Source organism: Planktotalea arctica (genome assembly GCF_002105285.1).
Lineage (GTDB): Bacteria > Pseudomonadota > Alphaproteobacteria > Rhodobacterales > Rhodobacteraceae > Planktotalea > Planktotalea arctica.
The window spans coordinates 238,097-258,315 of sequence record NZ_MUHR01000005.1; the positions used below are offsets into that span (position 1 = coordinate 238,097).

Genomic DNA, 20,219 nt, shown 5'->3' on the forward strand with positions numbered 1-20,219 from the left:
CGCAATGAACATTGTCGCACTTGGCATCGATTTAGGCACCTCAGCGGTGAAATGCGTTTTGACGCGCAATGGGCAGGTCATTGGAACTGGCTCGTTCGATCTGCGCGTTAGTTCGCCGCAGGCAGGCTGGTCGGAGCAAGACCCGGCCGATTGGATCGACGCAGTTCAACGCGCGGCGCAAAGCGCAATTCAAGCGGCGAAGATCTCTGCGCAAGAGATTGGCGGGATCAGCCTGTCAGGACAAATGCACGGGGCGGTCATACTCGGCGCGGACAATGCCGTGCTGCGCCCTGCGATCTTGTGGAATGACAACCGCAGTATCGCAGAATGCGCCGCATTGTTGCAGCGGTTGCCAAACATCGGAGAGATTGCTGGCGTGCCGCCATTGCCGGGCTTTACCGCGCCGAAGCTCATGTGGTTGAAAACCCATGAGCCTGAGGTTTTCGCGCGTATCCGCACTATTCTTTTGCCGAAAGACTATATCGCGTTGTGGCTGAGCGGCGAGCGTTCCTGCGATCGCTCTGACGCGGCAGGGACGCTTTGGCTAGATCAGAGCGCACGTGCGTGGGGGCCAGAACTGATTGCGGCAAGCGGTATCGACGCGGCGTGGTTGCCACCCTTGCACGATGGCTGCGATCCTGTTGGCACGCTTACGCGGCACGCGGCAGACGCGCTTGGTATTGCGGCGGACATTCCTGTTTTTGCGGGTGGGGGCGATGCAGCAGCGGGTGCCTTGTCAATCGGGGCGGCCTCGGCGGGAAAGTGCTTCATTTCGCTTGGCACCTCTGGTCAGCTTTTGGTGGTAGACAATGCGTATCGTCCGAACCCTGGCCAATATGTTCACGCATTCTGCCACACTTTGCCGGGTCTTTGGTATCGCATGGCGGCCATGCTGAACGGCGCGCGGCCTTTGTCGTGGTTTGCGGGCGTCCTCGACTGCTCCGTCACCGAATTGCTCGAACAGGCCGAGTGCGCGAACCCCGCCCGCGTACCTCTTTTCCTGCCCTATCTCACGGGTGAGCGTAGCCCGCACGGTGATCCCGATATTCGCGCGGCGTTTTACGATCTCGATGACGCGACGGGGCGGCCAGAAATGTGCCGCGCTGTGGTCGAGGCGATCGCCTTCATGATGCGCGACGCGCGTGATAGTTTCGGCGATAGCTTTGCGCCCCTTGGCCCCATTCCCGTGATTGGCGGCGGCTCTCGCAGTGATCTTGTGCTGCAAACGCTGGCCAATGCGCTTGATCATAGCGTCGCGCGCACCAGCGGCGGCGCGGAGGGCCCGGCCTTTGGCGCGGCCCTTTTGGCAGAGGTCGGGCTAGGCCTTCGCAGCATTGACGCGCTGTCGTTCGACACGCCGCTGACAGATGTCTTCGAGCCTTGCTATGATCCATTGCTTGATCTCAGGCTCGCTCGCTACCGCAAGTTCTATCAGACGCTAAAGGCTGGAATTTAAAGTCCGCTCAAAGGGCTTAGCTCGCGTTTCATCGGACGGTTGAGGATTGCGTGAATTGCCTCTTCGAGTGTGATACGTTGGCTGAGCAATGCCGATACCATGTAAGTGACCGGGAGTTTGTCATAGGCATTTCGATCACGCGCTGTTTCCGTTTGAACAATTGCATGGGCGGTCATCACGCCCTCTACGGTCACTCCATGCTGCAAGGCTTCGCCAGAACCAAATGCAAACCCGTGACGAAAATTCCGCGATTGTGTCGATGTGCAGGTCAGTACGAGATCCCCGAAACCAGACAGGCCGTAGAGCGTTTCAGCGCGTGCGCCGCGCGCTTGCGCGTACCCTGTCATCTCGGCAAACGCTCGTGTCATGAGGGACGCGCGGGCGCTTTCACCAAGGCCGGCACCAATCACGATACCGGCTGCGATGGCGACCACGTTTTTCAATGCGCCCCCAAGCTGCGCTCCAACAAGATCGTCGGTCAGATAGAGGCGTAGGTTGGGCGTGCTCAGCAATGCCTGTAGCTGTGTGTCTGCCTGATCTTTTAGCGCGAGTGTCAATGCTGTGGGTTTGCCGACGGCGATATCGCTCGCAAAACTAGGGCCTGTCAGCAGGCCAACCCGCGTAGCGGGAATGACGTCATTGATCACTTCGCTCGGAAGAAAACCTGTGCCTTGCTCGATCCCTTTGCAACATGTGATAAGGACACTGCCCTTTAGCGCCTCGCGGTGCTTGCTTACATGCGCGCGCAAGGATTGCGTTGGAACCGCCAACAAAATCACATCGCTCTTGCTTGCCAGCGTAATATCGGGCGTTGCAATCAAGTTTGATGAAAACGTTGCGCCGGGCAAGTGCTTGCGGTTCTCGCGATCCCGTTGCATTGCGATTACTGCCTCAGCGTCGCGCCCCCAAAGCAAGGTTTTTCGCCCTGATGCTGCAAGCGACATTGCAATTGCAGTGCCAAAGGCCCCTGATCCAAAGACACTGATGGTTTGCATTTTTCTCTTCCTGTTTCGTGTCTGGCGGAGGGGCTATTTGCCCGTCACGGAAATGCTTGGGCCAAGTCTTCCACGTCCTGCAGTGGCGCGCAATGCGCCTGAATAGGTCTAGGTCAAGCGCATTGTCCCAGACCACACGCTCACCGCGCAGTTTTACTCTGGCGTTGACACACGAGCCTACAACAGTGTTTTGCATAGTCCTGATCGTCGAATGCGCGAACAAACCTACCACTCAGTTTGAATTTTGCTCAACCCACCCAAGGAAGCTGTTTGGACGTAGCGACCAAGTGATCCAAAAAAATCGCAAGCGCGTAGATTGAAATCGGTTTGGTGGAACCACAGAAAAAATCTCGCGATTGGGCCAAGTCGTAAAATTTGATAAGATAATTTGCAGGTTTTTGCTTCCCAAATGTTCTGAGACTTAGAAGATCGGCAAGATAACGACCCCAACATCTTGAAGAGCCGTGCACTACCAAACCGAAGCCTTGACCTGCGGTATCGACAAGGCGACCATCAAGGTTCACATCCAGTTCGACTTTGGTGTGCGGCACCGCGAAAGTGGCAATGGCAAGGTCTTTTGATCGTGCTTTTCAAAACGCAATGAAAACGAGTGCGGCAAAGCCGACTTGCCTGTCGGTCGAAAAGGCTGGGTTCAAGTTGCGGACGGATCTGTCTATGCGAACGCGGTCACTCTGAATAAAGGTGACAGCCTGGTGGTTGTCGGTCAGGCACTTTGACTTTTGACCAAGGCCAAAACGCCGAGTTCTTGGTCTTTGACCCGATGGGCCTTGCGTAGTCTATTGATGAGGGCGGCATAAACGTGCGCCCATACCCACATATCGATCTTGGAACTGTAACATATCTGTACGATGGCGAGTTTGAGCATTGCGATAGCATCGGCGCGCACCAGGTGACCTACCCTGGTGAGGTCAAGTGGATGACAGCCGGTAAAGACGTGACTAATTCCGAGCATACAAGTGAGGAAACACGTGCCTTTCAACAAATATTAGGGTCAATAGGGGTCAAACGCGCAGATCAATCTATGTAACCATTTCGGGTCGACGAGGCCTCAATTTATTAAGGACGTCCCATCATGATTGCTCTTCTTTTTGGCTCTATCGGGAGCATCGTTGAAACGTCAGACTTGCAACGCCGTGCGTTCAATATGGCGTTTGCAGAACACGGTCTCAGCTGGAGTTGGGACGTGCTTAGTTACAAGGCGTTGCTTGCGAAGGCAGGTGGTGCAGCGCGTATCCACGACTATGCGTCTGCGGCGAATGAAACGGTTGATGCCAAAGCGATCCATGAAACTAAAACGCGGTTGTTTTGGAAGCTGTTGGAACAGACGGATCTTGCGCCGCGCTCGGGTGTGATGGATCTGGTGTCGTTCGCCAAAGACAGCGGTATCAAAACAGGGTTCGTCACAACCACACAAAAAGCGACGACCGCTCTGATACTCGATAAACTTGGTCTTCCAGAATTTGATGTCGTCACACATCGCGGACTTGGGCTACCTGATAAGCCCGACCCTGCGATCTATGGTTATGCGTTGAATATGTTGTCGGTGGCTCACAACCGGGCAATTGCTGTCGAGGACAATATCGATGGCGCGGCCGCTGCACGTGGCGCGGGTCTGACGGTCCTTGGCTATGCGGGCGAGTTTGGCTCCGCCGCTTTGGGTGATATCACTCACACGGTGAAAGATCTTGGACGTGAGGGAAAAAACGCGCTGCAAACCCTTGTCCGTGGCACGGCATGAGCGGTCACACGGCAGAATAGTCCGATCAATCGGGCACGGTGCTTCAGGCGCTAAGGTCCAGTTGCTGCAAAATCGAGGGAATGCTTTTTTTCATCTTGAAAAAGCCCTTGGTGGCGTGTGGCCAAGCAATTGTGTCAAACGGCCGGCGCACATGTTGAACGGTGATACCCGCTTTGTCCAGATCGGGGGCAGCGTTAGATAGGGCCGTCGCGACAGGTCCTACTGGCGCATAACCTGTAACGACTGTTTTAACCCCAGCGGTGCCGCAGGCCGAGATCAGCGCATTTGACCATACAGGCGTTTCAATAATCTCTGTGCCAGCGCAAGCATCTTGCATGGCTCTGCGCGCAAAGGTCTTTGCGGCCGTGCCCAACGGAAGGGGGGAGCGTGCATCTGTCGCTAACGCACCTCGTTTTGCGACCGGGGCATGGGGTAAAATATCCGCAATCTGCATATCTTCTTCGGTGATCAACAAAAGGTAATCACCTTTGATGTCTGTGGGGTGAATAGCGTTGGGGATGTGCACAAGCAGATGTTCGGTATCCTCGGACAATGCCGTAACATTCGTATTCAGCTGGTGCGTCGGGCAATAGCGTTTGTCCGTAAATTTCGAAATATTTGAAACCCGCGCGATATAAGGTCGCCCTTTGGTTTGCAAACCAGCGACCCAGCGCCACGCCAGCGTGTTGGATGCAGGGTCCCCGTCCATCAGGTTGCGCAGGAAAAAGTCTGCGCCCAACTCCCAAGGTAGTCGCAAGGTGAATATCCAGATCGAGGCGAACCACATGCGTGCGTGGTTGTGCAAATATCCTGTTTGCGTCAACTCATCTACCCAAGCATTAAAACAGGTGATCCCTGTTTGTGCTGCAATGGCCTCGTTGTATGACGCAGACAAACGACGGTCTTTTTCAAGACTGTTGATCTGGCGTTGCAGACCGGTTTGATAGGTGGGCCAAACGCTGGGGTGATGTTCTAACCAACCTTTGAAATAGGTCCGCCAGAAGATTTCATTTACAAACCGTTCGGCGGCCTCAAATGTATGACGGGCTAGAATAGTGTTTAAAACCTCGGTTTCTGTAATCAAACGATGCCGTATCCATGGCGACAAGGCCGAGACGTTTGTACGTTGCTGCGGCCCCAAATCATAGTTGCGGCAACGATCGTATAGATCGCCCGCGCGCTCGACAAACAGATCAAGCCGCGCAAGCCCTGCGGCCCGCGTTGGCGTAAAGTCCGCTCGTTCGGATGTGCCCATCATATCTGCAATAAAGTCGTTGGTTTTCACATTACATCCTTAGGTTTTTTTGCGCAGTATGCGGGGAATGGCATATGGAACATCGCGCTTATAATCCACGAATTGCGCGCCATACCGCCGTGCAAAACGCTTTTCTTTCAGACGGGGCGCAAGCAGGCAATAGGTGGTTAATGCCACTGCTAGGCACAGCTGATCGGGGGTCCAAACGGGAACGAACCACGTTGTTAGGGCGAAAGACACGTAAATGGGTTGGCGCATTAGGCTGAACAGACCCGCCGTTGGCATATCCGGAAATACTGGCTTGATGTTTTGTGCCAAAGACATCCATCCGAGCGCGCCAGATTGCACTTCAGCGCCCGCATCATAGCTTGCCCAGATCAACATCAGCCATGACAGGCCGTAACAGAAGCATATCAGCGTAAACGCGGCCCCGTTTGCCTGCCACCATATGATCCCGCTGGGTGTCCATAGGGTAAACAGTGCCAGCAATTGCATAGATGCTATGATGGCATAGGTCGTGGTGGACAGCGATTGTGCAAACGCGCGAGGTGCCAACTTTGCAAGGGCCCGGTTGCCGCGCGGTGACAATAGCAGCGAATGTGCCAGTGGGAATTGCACAATGAGGGCGGCGTTCGCGCCAACCGCCCAAAACCCCGGTGCTGTGCCAAAACTTTCAGACATCCCGAAAAACATAGCACTCATCATGGCAAGCACAGCAGCCGCAAACGTCAGATGGCAAATCACACCATACACAAACGCAACGGCGATACGCCATGCACCGGCAGGCGGGCGCAGTGTCCCGAGTGCGAGGGTCAGGAATCGGCGCAAAGGTTGGGTGTCTGTCGCTCTCATGATCCACGATCTAGCCGCGATGTCTCATCCGTCGAGAGCGATAGGCTGCTCCCATGGACCTTTGACAAGATATCTTGCGAGCTAGCTAACTAGAATATTTCTCGAGGATCGAAATGACAAAAACTCAACTCCGCACCGCAGATCTCGTGTCGCGTTACATGGAGCTCACAAAAGAGATCATGCCGGCTCTTGCTCGGACATCGCACACCTCTTGGCCTGTGCGCAACGATCACTGCTTTCAACGCATTGTGCTAGACACCGTTTGCCGCGGCACTTGGTACGAGCATATCGCACGCCCCGCCTACAAACATCTAACACGCGAACAAGCCGTACAGGCCGTAGCTCTATGCGATGATATCATATCTGGTGCTGTCGATTTGGCACAGTTGAACCGGCAGTCCTTGAATTGGCGCTGTAAAATAAGTGCGCCTGAATAGCAAATGCTAGAGGCAACGCCGTACGGCGAATTTAAATATGCAAATGATTTTGTCTCAGCGCTTCAGAAACACAGCCTGCTGATCCCAGCGGTTACAAATGCTGGCAGACAATTGGGAGCCACAGAAAGTCCTACCGGGGCTGCGAGAATAGCCCTTGATAGCCGCCAAAAGCTGATCGCGCATTAAAGGGTACACTGCTTTCGGGCTAAATCACTGCCAACAAAGCTCTCCTTGGTAGGTCTCCGCTGGCTGAATGGTTCCACCATCGACGTTAGAGATGTCTGGAATCGCTCAACCCGGGTCCGCTGCAGACCCGCCGTTGCCGCTTCTTGAAGCATAAAAATATCAACGTTCACCGCCGTGGTCCCGACTGCCAGATTGGCGTATATAAACGCTTCTCTGGTCAACAAATACCTCGGGGGAGGCTTAGCTTTGCTGAGACGGGGGCAGCGCCCCCAGCTACTCTGGCAAAACTTTCCCGGGATTCATGATGTTGTTTGGATCCAGCGCCGCCTTGATAGCCTTCATCGCCGCGATTGACACGGGATCCTTGCGCCGCGCCATCGATGGCAGCTTGCTCACCCCGATCCCGTGCTCTGCAGAAAAACTTCCGCCAAGTTTCAGCGTTTCATCCTCGACCGCCTCTGTAATTGCATCATGTACCTCGGGGTCCTGGCTTTTGCCCCAGACCGCGTAATGCACATTGCCGTCGCCCAAATGCGAGACGATCATCGGCTTCGCACCTGCATCAATTAGGGGCAAGCGCTGCTCCATGGCTTCGATAAATGTGGCAACCTTGTCCAGCGGCACAGCAATATCGTGGTTGATCAGTGGCTTGTGCGTTAGCGCGACCTCTGCCGCTGCTTCGCGCCGCTCCCACATGGCTTTGCGCTGGGCTTCGTTCTGCGCGACTGTGGCATCCAGAACCGCACCGCTTTCGAAAAGCCCTGCGAGGATGTTCTCGAACTCCGCCACGAGAGGCACTTGCCCTGCCGCATCGGGTTGCGCTTTGGCGGCGATCGTCGTTCCTATCTCAACCATGATATTGACTTCATGCGCGGCATCGAACGGTTCGCGCGCTGCGCTGTTCAGAGCCAGGTGCCGCTCGACATATGCCCGCGGCATGTACTCGAACGCCTCGACCGCGCCGCCCGTGGCGTCCTGCAACTGATTGAGCAGTTCCAGACCGTCGCCAATCGACGGTGCTGCGACCATCGCGGTGGCATAGGCCAGCGGTTTGGGGGACAGCTTGAGCACAGCCTTGGTAATAAGCCCAAGCGTACCCTCCGCGCCGATCACCAGATGTTTGAGATTATAGCCCGAATTGTCCTTGCGCAGCTCGGACATTAAATCCGCGATTTCGCCGTTTGGCAGGACGACTTCCACACCAAGCACCAGATCGCGCGTATTGCCGTATCGCACCACATTTGATCCGCCCGCATTGGTGGACATGCAGCCCCCGATTAAAGCGGTGCCACGCGCGCCGAACGTCAGTGGAAAAACCAGCCCTTCGGCCTCTGCCGCTGCGTGAATGTCCGACAGCACGACCCCCGCATCGACGACGGCAATGCGCGCGTCTTTGCGCACTTCATGGATTCGGTTCATTCGCTCCATCGAAACCATGATGTGACCTTTGCCCGATACACCGCCTGCAAGGCCGGTGTTGCCGCTGACCGGGATGATCGCGGTTTTGCGCGCATTGCCGAGTTTGACGATGGCGCCGACTTCGGCGCTTGAGCCTGGGCGTACGACGGCAATCGGATCGGAGGTATATTTGCCAAGCCAGTCCTGACGCCAGCGCGCGGTATCCGCGCCGCTCAGGACATGTTCGGGTCCGACAATGGTGCTCAACTCTTGGATCATATCGTCAGGCATCGGGCTCTCTTTCGCAGGATATAGATGGTTTTGGCGCAAGTTTTGGGTCAGGCGGTAAGGGCTGTCAACGCCGCGCGCAGCGGGGCGGCGTCCTCCCACTCCAAGCGCACAGGCACGGTGACGACTTTCTGGCGAAAAGATGCGGGCAGGCGCACGGCGTCCTTTTCGGTAGTGACAAGCTGGGCATCGCGCAAAAGTGCTTCGTTCTCCAGGCGCGCCATCAATGCGGGGGTCAAGGTTTGGTGATCGCTCAAGCCTTCTGCGCGCAGGATATCCGCTCCCATGTCGCGCAGCGTGGCAAAGAATTTCTCCGGATGGCCGATGCCTGCGAAAGCGATGCAGCGCATGCCATCAAAGGCGATTCCCGTCTGCAAGGGTGTAAGATGCGCGCGCAGGCGGTGCAGGGTGGTGGGCCATGCGGCATCAAAGCGCGCTTGCGCTGCGCTGGACCCGATGGAGAGCAGGAAATCCGCGCGCGCAAGGCCTTGCGCGACCGGTTCACGCAGCGGGCCGGCGGGTAGGCAGCGCCCGTTGCCAAATCCCTTGTCAGCATCGACCACGATGATGGACAGTGACTTGGCGACGGCAGGGTTCTGAAACCCGTCGTCCATCAAAATATGGCTTGCGCCTGCTTCGCTCGCTGCCTCGATCCCGCGGGCGCGGTCCTTGGCGATCCAGGTTGGCGCAAAGGCGGCCAGTAACAAAGGTTCGTCGCCGACCGCGTTTGCTGCGTCGCGCGCCATCACGCGGTGAGGGCCGTCCAGTTTGCCGCCATAGCCGCGCGAGACCACATGCGGCGCTGCGCCCATTTCGATCAGCATTTGCACAAGAGCGATGGTTGTCGGCGTCTTTCCAGTGCCCCCCGCGTTCAAATTGCCGATGCAGATTACCGGAACATCTGGTGTGCACTGCGCAGGCCGGGCGATGCGGCGCGCGCTCAGCGCGCCGTAAAGTGCGCCAAGCGGAGCGAGTGCGCGGGCGCGCCAGTTTGGCGCATCGGGTCGCGTAAACCAGAAATCGGGGGTCTTCATGCGCTGTTTTCCAACGCATCAAGGCGCTCTTGAATTGTCTCGATGACCGCATCGCTTGCCTCTGCGCCCTGCGATATCGCGGCCCAGGCGGCATGTGCCATGCTCGCTGTCTGGTCTGCTCCAAGCAGCTGCGCTATCGCGCGAGCGAGGCTATCTGCGTCCTTGACGATGCGCGCCGCTCCAACTGCGGCAAGGCGCGTGTAATTATCCATGTAGGGGCCTACGTTTGGTCCATAGATGATCGCAGAGCCGAGCGAGGCCGCAACATAGGGATCGCAGCCACCATGTCCCGCTTTCAGCGAACTGCCCAAAAAACAGAATGGTGCGATGCGATACCACAGGCCCATTTCCTCGGGTTCTTCTACAAAAATGACCTGCGTACTTTCGTCGATCGGGTCACCATCCTCCCAATGGCATACGCGCCAACCTTGGGATTTGAGCAAGCCGCGCGCCTCGACGCTGATCGGAAAAGAGGCGGCAACCAGAATTAGCGTCAGGCGATGGGTGATTTTGATCGCGGTGCGGTGCGCCTTGAGCACGTCTTTCAATTCATCCTCTTGCACCTGTGCAGCCAGCCAGACCGGTCTGCCATTGAGATCGCTGGAGACCTCTTCGAACACGCTCTCGTTGGCGCTGGGTGGTAGCACCGCATCTTGCAGCGGGCCTTGCACGGGAATGTTGTGGCGTGCGCCGTCCATCTTGCGCAACTGGCGCTGCGCGTTCGCATCATATGCGTTGATCACGCTGAACGCATCCAAACTCTCGCGCGCGAGCGAGGGTAGCCATCGCCAAATCGGTTGGTCAAGTAGCGCGGCTTGCCCGCTCAGCAGCGACATCGCAAGACCGCTCTCTTTGGCGCAGGCGATCAGCGCCGGGCGCAGATTGCCGCCAAACCAGAGGCATATGGACGGCTGCCAGTGATCTAGAAAACTGCGTGCCGCTTCGAGCGTATCCACGGGCAGGGGGTGACAGAATGTGGATTTGTGTTTCGGAACGCGCGGTGGCGTGTCGCTGTAGGTGATCAATAGGCAGCACGGACCGCGCAACATGCGCAAACGCTCCACAAGATAAATCAGCGCGCGCGCAGAGGCGTCGTCATGCACCACGCCCCAGACCATCGGCCCATCAGGGCGCGCGGGATAGCTTTGAGGTTGCGAAGCCTTGGTGCCGCGCGCCAGCGCCTTATAGGCAGTCAGGCTGAGCGAGTTCATGGCGCCTACCCGAGTTCTTCCGTGGACGACGCTTCGGCCTTTTCGTCGCGCAGGCGGTGCAAATGGGCGATAAAATAGCGCATATGCGCGTTATCCACGGTGCGCTGCGCTTCGGCTTTCCATGCGTTGAACGCGGCTTCGTAGTCGGGAAAAATGCCAACTACGTGCAAATCATCCACGTCCTTGAAGACGTTTTTCGTCGGGTCCACCAGTTCGCCGCCGAACACCAGATGAAGTCGTTGTACCATGAAACGGTCCTTTGATTGAATTGGCTTGAGGGTATCGGATGGGGTCGTCGTGGGTCAAGCGGATGCCAGTTCCTGCAAAAGTGGGCGATGTAACTGCGCGCCTGCTGCAACCACGCCGTTCAAACGTGGATCAAGGCCATTGAACCGCAGCGCACGCCCCGTCTTGTCGCTGATCCGGCCACCTGCTTCGGTGGTAATCAGCGCGCCGGCAGCGATATCCCACTCCCAGCTCGGCCGCAGTGTCAGCATCGCGTCGAACTTTCCCTCTGCGATCAACGCAAGGCGATAGGCGAGCGAGGGGCGATGATGGCGTGCAAAATCAGGGGCACCATCCGCTTTCCAATGTTTGCTCTCTAGCGTCGGTTTCGTGGCAAGCACTTGGGAGGCACCGATCTGCGACTGCCGCGACGCGGCGATGCGCGCGCCGTTCAGATGTGCGCCCTCGCCCTTAGCCGCCGAGTACAGCAGATCGCATACCGGTAGCAAAATCACCGCAGCGGTGATTTCGCCGTTGCGCGCGATTGCCAGCGAATGTGCCCATGTTTTCGCGCCCTCGATAAAGCTGCGCGTGCCGTCGATCGGATCGATGATGAACACATGTTCGCTTGATTGGCGCGCCGCGTTGTCTGTCGATTCCTCGCTTAGCCAGCCATACTCTGGGCGCGCGCTGCGCAGGGTTTGCTCAAGCAGATCGTTCACCGCGATATCGGCCTCAGTCACAGGCCCTGCGCCATCCGGTTTTTCCCAGATCTGGTGGTCGCTTTGAAAGAAGCCTTTGGCGATGCGGCCCGCCGCCTCCCCCGCACGGATCAGCAGGCTGAGATCAGTTTCCTGCAAGGGTCATCCCTTCGATTAATAGCGATGGAACGACGCGCGATAGATGCGTGCGCGCATCATTTGCCGGTGTCATTCGCATCAGCATGTCGCGCAGATTGCCGGCAATTGTGCATTCGTTGACAGGATAGGTGATTTCACCGTTTTGCACCCAAAAACCGGCGGCCCCGCGTGAGTAATCGCCCGTGGTCGCGTTGATCGTGGAGCCGATCATCGACGTAACCAGTAGCCCTGTCCCCATGTCACGCAGCAAGTCGTTTTGCGTCTTTGCGCCCTGGGTCAAGGCGACGTTCCACGAACTTGGCGAGGGCGGCGCAGAAGTGCCGCGCGCGGCGTTCGCAGTCGATGTCATCCCGAGCTTGCGCGCGTTGGCCAGATCGAGCGTCCACCCTGTAAGCACACCCTTGTCGATGATCGCACGCTTTTGTGTCGCCAATCCTTCGGCGTCGAACAGGCGTGAGCCGGGGACGCGGACGCGGTGGGGATCTTCGATCAGGCTGAGGTGTTCTGGCAGAACCTGCTCGCCCAAGGCACTGCGAAGCCATGACGAGCCGCGCGCGATCGAGCCGCCGTTCACAGCGGCAATCAAGTGCCCGATCAGCGTCGAGGAAATCCGCTCGTCAAAGAGGACGGGATAGCTTCCCGTGGGCGGCTTGCGCGCGCCCATACGCGCCAGAGTCCGCTTGGCGGCGATAGCGCCGATATCCTCGGGGCTGCGTAGATCGCTCTGATAAATACGGCTGTCACCGTCGTAATCGCGCTCCATATCCGCGCCTGTGCCGCCGATCGCGACGCAAGATATTGCACGGTCCGTGCGTGCGTAGCCGCCGGTAAATCCGTTGCTTGCGCTGATATGCACCTCGCGCGCGCTGTAGCCGGCGCTGGCGGATTGCACCTGGCTGATCCCCGTATGGGCCAGCGCTGCCGCTTCGGCGCGCATTGCGTCCTCTTGCAACATCGCGGGATCAGGTTCGGCGCTCGGATCGCAAAGTTCGAGGCCTTCCGCGTCGCGTGCATCTGACAGCATCGAAGGGTCTGCAAGGCCGGCATAGGGGTCTTCGGGGGCCTCGCGTGCCATGGCGATCGCGCGCTCGCACATGGCATTGATCGTCGTGCTTGACGTGTCGGAGGAGGATACGCAGGCTTGGCGCTGCCCGATCAGAACACGCAGTCCGATGTCGATCCCTTCGGAGCGTTCGGCCTGCTCTAACGCACCGCTGCGCACGTCGATTGATAGGGCTGTGCCTTTGACGGCCATCGCATCTGCGCTTTGTGCGCCTGCCTTTTTCGCGGCCAATAACAGGGCGTGGGTCAGTTCTTCCAGATTTTGAGACATTTGCGCTCCGCACTCAGGTTCTCTGAGGAGGTAGACCGCCATGTGCCCTGATACAAGGCTGCACGAAAAAGGCCGCGCAATGACACGCGGCCCCAGTGTTTAAAATTCAGAGGTTTTATCGAATGCGCTGACCGTTTGCAAGGATGTGACCTTCTGCATTGATCTCGATCTTCGAGGTTAGGCTGTCCTCGCCCTCGCCGGGACGCGCGAACAGACCCATCATCATGCGGGCACCCATCGCCTGTTCCTGTGGCAGCAGGCCCATTTGCACCAGCTTGTCCATCAAACCATTGCCACCGATCAGGGACAGGTCGATGCCGCCCGTTGGCTTCGGAAAGCCGTCAAAGCTCTCTGTGTCGCTGTTGTCGAAGGTGAAATCACCCGTGCCGGACAGCGTTGCACCAACCGCGGAGATGAGCAACTTGTTCAGCGTCAGCGCTTGCAATTCCGCCGGCATGGCCTCTCCGTCCTCTACCGCACTCATCTGTTCAGGATCGAAGAAATCGACCAGCATCTTCGCCTTTCCCGTCAGATCGAGCGATATCGTTGCTGGATCGCGCGGCAGAACATTTGCGGAATCGAGCATCGCCCAAAGTGCGTCCGAGGTTTCGAAATTGCCCAAGGTCAGCCCGAAGGCAAAATCGCTGGCGCTTTCGGATTTGGCGACTGGCATCAGCAGGTTGAACGCCACTTCGCCAAATTCGGCCACGATGGGCAAGGGGACTGAGCCGCCCACAATATTGAAGCGCGCGTCCTTGCTGCCGCCTTTGTATTCCAGCAAATCCTTGTTCAGGCGAACTTGGACTTCGCTAGAGGCGGCACCGACGGAGCCGCCCATGGTATCGCTGTCATCAGTTACGGAAAATTCGGTGGAGGAGCCTGTGTAGCTAAATCCGCCAACGATCGACATTCCGTCCCTCAAAGCGCTCGCCACGTTTTCGGGATCGACGCTGAGGGGGATCGACGTATCACCGGAAAAGCGCATGGTCTCGATCACACCGTTGAACACCATGCCATCGCTGCTGTCGGGGTCTTGAAAATTGATCTGATAGTTGGTTTCGCCCGCGCGCATGTTCTGACTGATCTTGCGCAGCGCGCCGGGCTCCATCACCGATTGCCCGCTTGTGTCATTGACTGTCAATGCGGCCTTAAGCGCGCCTTCGGGAAGGGTTTCACCGTCTACTGTAAGCGTGCGCAGGGTGATGCTCATTTGCTCTGCGGTGTGATCGTAGATCATCTTGGATGGATCACCGCTGGCGCGCATCTCCATGCCCTTGATAGTATACTCAAGCGAGCCGGAAACCGCTTCGCCTTCGGGGCCTTTTGCTGCAAATTGCATCGGTGTGACCTCGGGGAACACCACGTTCACCGTGCCATCGCCATTCTCGACAAAATCGATTGTGCTCATGCTCATCGCGAAACTGCCCGCGCCGTCGGGCATGGGCACGCGCATGGTCACATCGTTCACGGTCAGCGTGTTGCCACTTATAACTTCCTCGGCGTCCACGCTGTAGCCGAAAGCGGACATGTAGGACTTCCAGTCGTCCCAAATTTCTTTGGCTGTCACGTCGGCGGCGCTGGAGGTAGCCAAAAAAACAAATGATGTGGTGCTGAAAATTGCTGCCTTGAGCGACATGAGACGCGTCCTTTTGGAGATAATTCGCCTTGCAGCTTCAACCGAGCTTAGTGCAACGTCAAGCTAAAGTGCCGTTTGCTAGCCCAGGCGGCGATAATCCCCCAAAACACGAGGAGATGGGTAAATGCAGGATATGGCTGGAAAAACAGTCGTCATCACAGGGGCGAGCCGTGGTATCGGTGCCGCTACCGCGCGCCTGTTTGCAAGCAAGGGTGCAAACGTCGCCCTTTTGGCGCGCAGCACGGGTGATATTGAAGGGCTAGCGGCTGAAATCGGGCCGCAAGCGCTCGCGCTGGGCTGTGATGTCAGCCGCTTCGCGGATATAGAGCACGCGATCGCGCAAACGCGGGCGCGGTTCGCAGCGGTGGACATTCTGATCAACAACGCAGGTGTGATCGAGCCGATCACCCATCTGGCTAACGCGGATCCCGTGGCTTGGGCCAAAGCAATCGAAATCAATTTGACGGGCGTTTTCAACGGGGTGCGTGCAGTTTTACCCGCCATGCGCGATGCTGGACAGGGCACGATCATCACTGTCAGTTCCGGCGCGGCTCACAACCCGATCGAAGCCTGGTCCTCCTATTGTAGCTCTAAAGCGGGCGCGGCGATGCTGACGCGCTGCGCGCATCTGGAAAACGCCGCGCGCGGTTTGCGCATCATGGGGCTGTCCCCCGGCACGGTTGCCACGCAAATGCAGCGCGATATCAAGACCTCTGGCATTAACCCTGTTAGCCAGCTCGATTGGGAGGTGCATGTCCCCGCTGAATGGCCTGCTGAGGCGCTTGCCTGGATGTGCTCGGCGGATGCAGATGCGTGGCTTGGCGAAGAAATATCGCTGCGCGACGAGGCCATTCGCGCGCGGATCGGCTTGTCATGATTGCGCTTGCCAAAACGGGCGGGATCTGGACCGCGACCATCGATCGGGCTGAGAAAGCGAATTCGCTCACTTCGGAGATGTTGCGTGATTTGATCCGCATCGCCAAGGAGGCGCAAAGCGCGCGTGCCCTTGTTCTCACGGGACGCGGCAAAGTGTTCAGCGCTGGCGCGGACCTTGACGAGGCGCGCGCGGGTCTGGCGGTTTCCCCGCTCTGGGAAGAACTTTCTGGTGCGATTGCGGCGCTGCCTTGCCTGAGCATTGCGGCGCTGAACGGTACCTTGGCCGGGGGTGCGATGGGAATGGCGCTGGCGTGCGATTTGCGTTTGGCCGCGCCGCATGCCAAGTTTTTCTACCCAGTGATGAAGCTCGGTTTTCTGCCACAACCCTCCGATCCTGCCCGCATGTGCGCGCTGATTGGTCCTGCGCGCACCAAGCTGATCCTGATGGGTGGGCAAAAAATATTGGCGCAAGACGCCCTACAATTCGGCCTGATTGATCGGATTTGCGAGCCCAGCGCACTTTTGCCGGACGCATTCGAAATCGCCGCCGATAACGTTGCCGCCGACCCGGTACTGAGTGCGCAGATCAAAGCGCTCTGTAGCTAGTTGTCCTGGCGCGCGATATCGGTGACGAGCACGTCGTTAACGATATCGCCTAGCACCGCGACTGCGCGTTCCTTCAAAGAGCGCCGCATGCGGATCAAATTCTCGGTGGTCGCAAAGGCTCCGTCGAACCCGCCAAGGCTGGCGTGATCGAAAAGCGCCTGCAAAAATACATCGCGCAGCTTTGGCTCGACCAGATAGACTTGTTCCTTTGTTCCCATCTTCACCTCCAGGCTAAGCGCGACGATGGCGACTGAACTGACCAAATCGCCTTTGATGACCGGCACAATAAACTGGTTGTTCAATTTGACGTAGTCAAACGACACGTCCTGCGGGCGCTTGGGCGGGTCATCTTTCACGTGCGCCGTGTCCGCAATTTTTTCCTTATCGACGTTCGGATCATCACCGCAGGGACCCATTTCGCCATGTGTTTCTTTCGGTTTGGGCTTGAGCATATGGCCTGCGGCAATGCCCGCGGCACCAAAGATCAAGATTAACACGATGGGAAAAAGTTTCTTTATCATTTCAACGCTTTCTTAAAACGGCAGAATTGCTTCGAGGATTTGACGTCCGTATCTTGGCTGCTGCATGTCGGATATCTGACCTCGGCCCCCATAGGAGATGCGTGCCGAAGCGATCTTGTCGTAGGTGATTTCGTTTTGCCGCGATATGTCTTCGGGGCGCACATAACCGTTCACCAGCAATTCGCGCATTTCAAAGTTAACGCGCACTTCCTGCGTCCCTTCGATTGCTAGAACACCGTTTGGCAGGACCTCTACCACGGTCGCTGCGACGCGCAGGGTCAGTTTTTCCTTGCGGCGTACCGAACCATCACCCTTGGACTTGCTCTTGCTGGACAGATCTACGGCTTTTTCAGGACCGGAGCCATCCGGCCAACTCTTTCCGATGCGCTGCGGAACGCCGAACAAGTCGGGCACGCTCATGTTGTCAGAGCCCTCGCGCGAGCGTGATGTTGTGTTGGAAATTTCGGCCTTGTCGTCGATTTCGATGACGACCGTCATGATATCCCCTTTTTGCAGAGCGCGTCGATCCCCGAGCAAGGATTTACTATCCGCACGCCAAAGGGAAGATTCCGTGATGAAGGTCCGATGCTCGACGGTTTGCGGCAGGCCGGGGTAAACCATCGCGGAATGTTCGCGCGAGGCCATCGGCTCGGAAAACGACGGCGCTTTGCCCAAATGATCTGCACTGGAGCAGGCGGCAAGTAGGCTCGCTCCGAGAATAAGTGGAAAACGGCGCATGACGGGCGTTCCTTATTTGCTGACCAACACGGTTCCATTGTGCTGGATCGTTCCGAAAATTGATGCCTTGGAGGCGAGATTCATCACGCGTATGCGTTGTCCTTCTGCGCCGCGCCCAAGCGCACGGCCTTCGGTGCTCATGGACAGGCCATCGACCGCGTAGATCAATTCGATGATCTGATTGCGCTCTACGCTGGCCGCGCGCGTGACTTGTGAGGTCAGGATCGTGCGCCCCGCATAGAGCGCGACTTTTGCTTCGAGGCCGATGAGACTGTTGGTGTCGCCGAAACCATCCTGCACCTCACCGCGCATGAGAATTATATCGCTCGCCGTTAGGACCGCGCCGGGGCGAATGTTGCGCGCCGCGACAGCAATATCGGCGGCGAGCGGCACGGCGGCGCAGCAATAGAGCATGATATACAAGAACAAACGCATCAGCGGATCTGGGTCGTCGCGCCGAGCATTTGGTCAGCAGCGGTGATGACTTTAGCGTTAAGTTCATAGCCGCGCTGTGCCTCGATCAACTCGGTCACTTCGCGGACGGCATCGACGGAACTGTCCTCTAGATATCCCTGACGCAAGGTGCCGAGCCCGTCAGTGCCGGGCGTGGTAACGAGAGAGGGGCCAGAGGCTTCGGTTTCCAGAAACAGATTGCTTCCGATCGCCTCCAAGCCTTTGGCATTGGTAAAGCCTGCCAAGGTGATTTGACCCAAAAGCTGCGCTTCAGCAGTTTCGTCGAAATAGGCGAAGACCTCGCCTGCGCCGTTGATGGAGATGCTCTTGGCTTCGGGTGGAATAACGATTTCTGGCACAACAGGATAGCCGTCGTTAGTGACGATCAATCCCTCCGCGTCGCGTTTTAACCCGCCGTCGCGCGTATAGGCTGACGTGCCGGAGGGCAGTGTGACTTCCAGATACCCTTGGCCGTCAATCGCCAGATCAAGGTCGTTGTTGGTCGCTGACAACGAGCCTTGGGCAAGGTAGATGGATACAGATGCCGGGCGCACGCCAAGGCCAAGCTGCACACCTGTAGGCAGAACCGTACCGTCCGCTGCATTGATCGTTCCGGCGCGCGACATTTGTTGGTAGTGCAGGTCCGCAAACTCGGCACGCCGTGCATTGTATCCCGTGGTGGTCATGTTGGCGAGGTTGTTGGAAATCACTTCCACGCGCATTTGCTGCGCGCTCATACCTGTCGCCGCGATCTTTAAAGCTCTCATTTTGTTGCCTCTTTGTTCTGGTTTATTTGATAATTGTCTGCATCGCCTTGCGAATGCGTTCGTTCTCGGATTCCGCGAAACTCTGCCCCATTTCATAGGCGCGCTGCACTTCGATCATTCGCGCGATCTGGGTTAATGGATCGACATTAGATCTCTCCAGATATCCTTGGCGCACGCGCGCATCCAGATTCGGCTCGTAAGGACCGTCAGCGCGAAAATGAACGCCGTCGTCGCGCAGAATTTGGGTACCTTCGCTTGGCTTGACGATGCCGACCTGTCCCAAAAGCTGACCATTCGCGCTTATTGTGCCATCTGGGGCGATCGAAATATTGCCGGTGCCTCGCGGAATGAACAGCGGTGCGCCCCCGGAATCAAGTACGCGGTGCCCATCTACTGTCACCAGATCACCCTGTGAATTGGGCATGAAATGCCCTGCGCGGCTAAGCCGCTCGCCTTCAGAGGTTTGAATCAGGAAGAAGCCCTGACCGTCGATCGCCATATCGAGCGGTCCGCCAGTTTGCGTCATTGTGCCAGGCATAAGGGAGGTTACACGCGCACGCGCCGTTGCCATGGACAAGGATGGAGCATCATCAATGCTTTGCACGACTTCCGAGAACACCAATCCTTCCTGGCGATACCCTGTCGTATTGGCGTTCGCGATATTATTGGCGATCACGCTCATCTCGCGCATCAAACCTGATTGGCGCGTCAGTGTGGTGTAGCTAGCATTTTCCATAAGAACGTTTCAGCCTCCGGTGATTTGCGGGATGATCGAGCTGTGGAAATAGCTCACCAAAATTTGTGTCATGAAGCCCATGGTCATCCAAAAAACGATAACGATAGCCCCCAATTTGGGTACGAAAGTCAGGGTCATTTCCTGCACCGAGGTCAGTGCTTGGAGCAAACCGATCACTACGCCGGCGACCAGCGCCGCGCCAAGGATCGGAATGGACATGAGCACAGCCACCCAAAGCCCGTGTTGTAATGTGTCGAAGAAAACGGCTTCACGCATCGCTTAGACCGGCATCCGCAGGATTTCCTGATAGGCTTCCACGACCTTGTTGCGCACGGTGACTGCGGCTTCGACGGCCAGTTCGGTCTGTGCGAGGGCCTGCACCAAGGCATGCGGATCCGCGCCGCCTGTCATTGCGGCCTTAGCGATATTTTCGCTTTGTGCGAGGGTCGCAGAAAAGTCCTTGAACGTATCGGTAAAGCGCTCAGTGGCGCTGTGCTGCGCGGTTTGCCCTGGATCGACGGCTGGTTTGCTGGCTGCATAGCGCTGCGTTGCGAAGAGGGATTTCACATCCATATTCGTGGTCCTTTCGTGTGTTTC

Annotated in this window: 22 protein-coding genes and 1 pseudogene; 6 read left to right on the forward strand and 17 right to left on the reverse strand. The window is 57.4% G+C overall.

The window, feature by feature from the left end:
* The first annotated feature begins 4 nt into the window (after nucleotides 1–4).
* A complete protein-coding gene (gene xylB, locus B9P63_RS05800; RefSeq protein ID WP_085307611.1) occupies nucleotides 5–1,456 on the forward strand; it encodes a xylulokinase in 1,452 nt (483 codons plus the stop codon).
* Here xylB and B9P63_RS05805 read toward each other — a convergent pair.
* Entirely contained in the window at nucleotides 1,453–2,451 is a 999-nt protein-coding gene (locus B9P63_RS05805) for an NAD(P)H-dependent glycerol-3-phosphate dehydrogenase (protein ID WP_085307612.1), read from the reverse strand. The genes xylB and B9P63_RS05805 overlap by 4 nt on opposite strands.
* Nucleotides 2,452–3,077: 626 nt before the next feature.
* Between B9P63_RS05805 and B9P63_RS19625 the strand changes: the two genes are divergently transcribed.
* The 3 genes and pseudogenes from B9P63_RS19625 to B9P63_RS05820 all read left to right on the forward strand — a co-directional run bounded on the left by B9P63_RS19625 (nucleotide 3,078) and on the right by B9P63_RS05820 (nucleotide 4,210).
* Complete coding sequence (locus tag B9P63_RS19625; RefSeq protein WP_176219107.1) at nucleotides 3,078–3,188, forward strand: pirin family protein; 111 nt, start codon at nucleotides 3,078–3,080, stop codon at nucleotides 3,186–3,188.
* Between the two features lie 26 nt (nucleotides 3,189–3,214).
* Nucleotides 3,215–3,442, forward strand: a pseudogene (locus B9P63_RS05815) (pirin family protein); the annotation flags it as partial.
* 102 nt (nucleotides 3,443–3,544) lie between these two features.
* Complete coding sequence (locus B9P63_RS05820; RefSeq protein ID WP_085307614.1) at nucleotides 3,545–4,210, forward strand: HAD family hydrolase; 666 nt, start codon at nucleotides 3,545–3,547, stop codon at nucleotides 4,208–4,210.
* Nucleotides 4,211–4,253: 43 nt separating this feature from the next.
* Here the strand turns inward: B9P63_RS05820 and B9P63_RS05825 are convergent, their stop codons facing one another.
* From B9P63_RS05825 to B9P63_RS05875, 9 genes are all read right to left on the reverse strand, one after another.
* Nucleotides 4,254–5,495: an FAD-binding domain-containing protein gene (locus B9P63_RS05825; protein WP_085307615.1), complete on the reverse strand. Its 1,242-nt coding sequence runs from the start codon at nucleotides 5,493–5,495 to the stop codon at nucleotides 4,254–4,256.
* 9 nt (nucleotides 5,496–5,504) lie between these two features.
* On the reverse strand, nucleotides 5,505–6,317 hold the full coding sequence (locus tag B9P63_RS05830; RefSeq protein ID WP_085307616.1) for a methyltransferase family protein: 813 nt from the start codon (nucleotides 6,315–6,317) through the stop codon (nucleotides 5,505–5,507).
* 896 nt (nucleotides 6,318–7,213) lie between these two features.
* Nucleotides 7,214–8,629, reverse strand: a complete 1,416-nt coding sequence (locus tag B9P63_RS05845) for an FAD-binding oxidoreductase (protein ID WP_245830559.1) — start codon at nucleotides 8,627–8,629, stop codon at nucleotides 7,214–7,216.
* Between the two features lie 47 nt (nucleotides 8,630–8,676).
* Nucleotides 8,677–9,660 (reverse strand): tetraacyldisaccharide 4'-kinase, encoded by a 984-nt coding sequence (lpxK, locus tag B9P63_RS05850; RefSeq protein WP_085307618.1) that lies wholly within the window; start codon nucleotides 9,658–9,660, stop codon nucleotides 8,677–8,679.
* Nucleotides 9,657–10,871 (reverse strand): 3-deoxy-D-manno-octulosonic acid transferase, encoded by a 1,215-nt coding sequence (locus tag B9P63_RS05855; protein WP_085307619.1) that lies wholly within the window; start codon nucleotides 10,869–10,871, stop codon nucleotides 9,657–9,659. Before B9P63_RS05855 ends, lpxK begins: the two co-directional genes overlap by 4 nt.
* A gap of 5 nt (nucleotides 10,872–10,876) precedes the next feature.
* The gene (locus tag B9P63_RS05860; RefSeq protein ID WP_085307620.1) at nucleotides 10,877–11,119 is read right to left on the reverse strand and encodes a DUF4170 domain-containing protein; all 243 of its coding nucleotides are present in this window, start codon (nucleotides 11,117–11,119) and stop codon (nucleotides 10,877–10,879) included.
* A gap of 54 nt (nucleotides 11,120–11,173) precedes the next feature.
* Complete coding sequence (locus tag B9P63_RS05865) at nucleotides 11,174–11,956, reverse strand: 3'(2'),5'-bisphosphate nucleotidase CysQ (protein WP_085307621.1); 783 nt, start codon at nucleotides 11,954–11,956, stop codon at nucleotides 11,174–11,176.
* Nucleotides 11,943–13,289, reverse strand: a complete 1,347-nt coding sequence (locus B9P63_RS05870) for a TldD/PmbA family protein (protein ID WP_085307889.1) — start codon at nucleotides 13,287–13,289, stop codon at nucleotides 11,943–11,945. The genes B9P63_RS05865 and B9P63_RS05870 overlap by 14 nt, the downstream gene beginning before the upstream one ends.
* Before the next feature lie 115 nt (nucleotides 13,290–13,404).
* Nucleotides 13,405–14,925: a DUF2125 domain-containing protein gene (locus B9P63_RS05875; RefSeq protein ID WP_085307622.1), complete on the reverse strand. Its 1,521-nt coding sequence runs from the start codon at nucleotides 14,923–14,925 to the stop codon at nucleotides 13,405–13,407.
* A 124-nt stretch (nucleotides 14,926–15,049) separates the two neighbouring features.
* Here B9P63_RS05875 and B9P63_RS05880 point away from each other — a divergent pair, with 124 nt between their 5' ends.
* On the forward strand, nucleotides 15,050–15,802 hold the full coding sequence (locus tag B9P63_RS05880; RefSeq protein WP_085307623.1) for an SDR family oxidoreductase: 753 nt from the start codon (nucleotides 15,050–15,052) through the stop codon (nucleotides 15,800–15,802).
* Nucleotides 15,799–16,407 (forward strand): enoyl-CoA hydratase/isomerase family protein, encoded by a 609-nt coding sequence (locus tag B9P63_RS05885; protein WP_085307624.1) that lies wholly within the window; start codon nucleotides 15,799–15,801, stop codon nucleotides 16,405–16,407. The genes B9P63_RS05880 and B9P63_RS05885 overlap by 4 nt, the downstream gene beginning before the upstream one ends.
* Here the strand turns inward: B9P63_RS05885 and B9P63_RS05890 are convergent.
* The 7 genes from B9P63_RS05890 to fliE are packed head-to-tail and all read right to left on the reverse strand — an operon-like array spanning nucleotide 16,404 to nucleotide 20,195.
* Nucleotides 16,404–16,928, reverse strand: a complete 525-nt coding sequence (locus B9P63_RS05890) for a flagellar basal body-associated FliL family protein (protein ID WP_085307625.1) — start codon at nucleotides 16,926–16,928, stop codon at nucleotides 16,404–16,406. The two genes, B9P63_RS05885 and B9P63_RS05890, sit on opposite strands and share 4 nt — an antisense overlap.
* Nucleotides 16,929–16,940: 12 nt before the next feature.
* Nucleotides 16,941–17,666, reverse strand: a complete 726-nt coding sequence (gene flgH, locus B9P63_RS05895; protein WP_085307626.1) for a flagellar basal body L-ring protein FlgH — start codon at nucleotides 17,664–17,666, stop codon at nucleotides 16,941–16,943.
* Between the two features lie 12 nt (nucleotides 17,667–17,678).
* Entirely contained in the window at nucleotides 17,679–18,101 is a 423-nt protein-coding gene (flgA, locus tag B9P63_RS05900; protein WP_085307627.1) for a flagellar basal body P-ring formation chaperone FlgA, read from the reverse strand.
* Nucleotides 18,101–18,886: a flagellar basal-body rod protein FlgG gene (gene flgG, locus B9P63_RS05905; protein WP_085307628.1), complete on the reverse strand. Its 786-nt coding sequence runs from the start codon at nucleotides 18,884–18,886 to the stop codon at nucleotides 18,101–18,103. Before flgG ends, flgA begins: the two co-directional genes overlap by 1 nt.
* A 22-nt stretch (nucleotides 18,887–18,908) precedes the next feature.
* The gene (locus B9P63_RS05910; protein ID WP_085307629.1) at nucleotides 18,909–19,622 is read right to left on the reverse strand and encodes a flagellar hook-basal body complex protein; all 714 of its coding nucleotides are present in this window, start codon (nucleotides 19,620–19,622) and stop codon (nucleotides 18,909–18,911) included.
* A 9-nt stretch (nucleotides 19,623–19,631) separates the two neighbouring features.
* On the reverse strand, nucleotides 19,632–19,898 hold the full coding sequence (locus B9P63_RS05915; protein WP_085307630.1) for a flagellar biosynthetic protein FliQ: 267 nt from the start codon (nucleotides 19,896–19,898) through the stop codon (nucleotides 19,632–19,634).
* Between the two features lie 3 nt (nucleotides 19,899–19,901).
* Entirely contained in the window at nucleotides 19,902–20,195 is a 294-nt protein-coding gene (gene fliE / locus B9P63_RS05920) for a flagellar hook-basal body complex protein FliE (protein ID WP_085307631.1), read from the reverse strand.
* Nucleotides 20,196–20,219 lie beyond the last annotated feature (24 nt).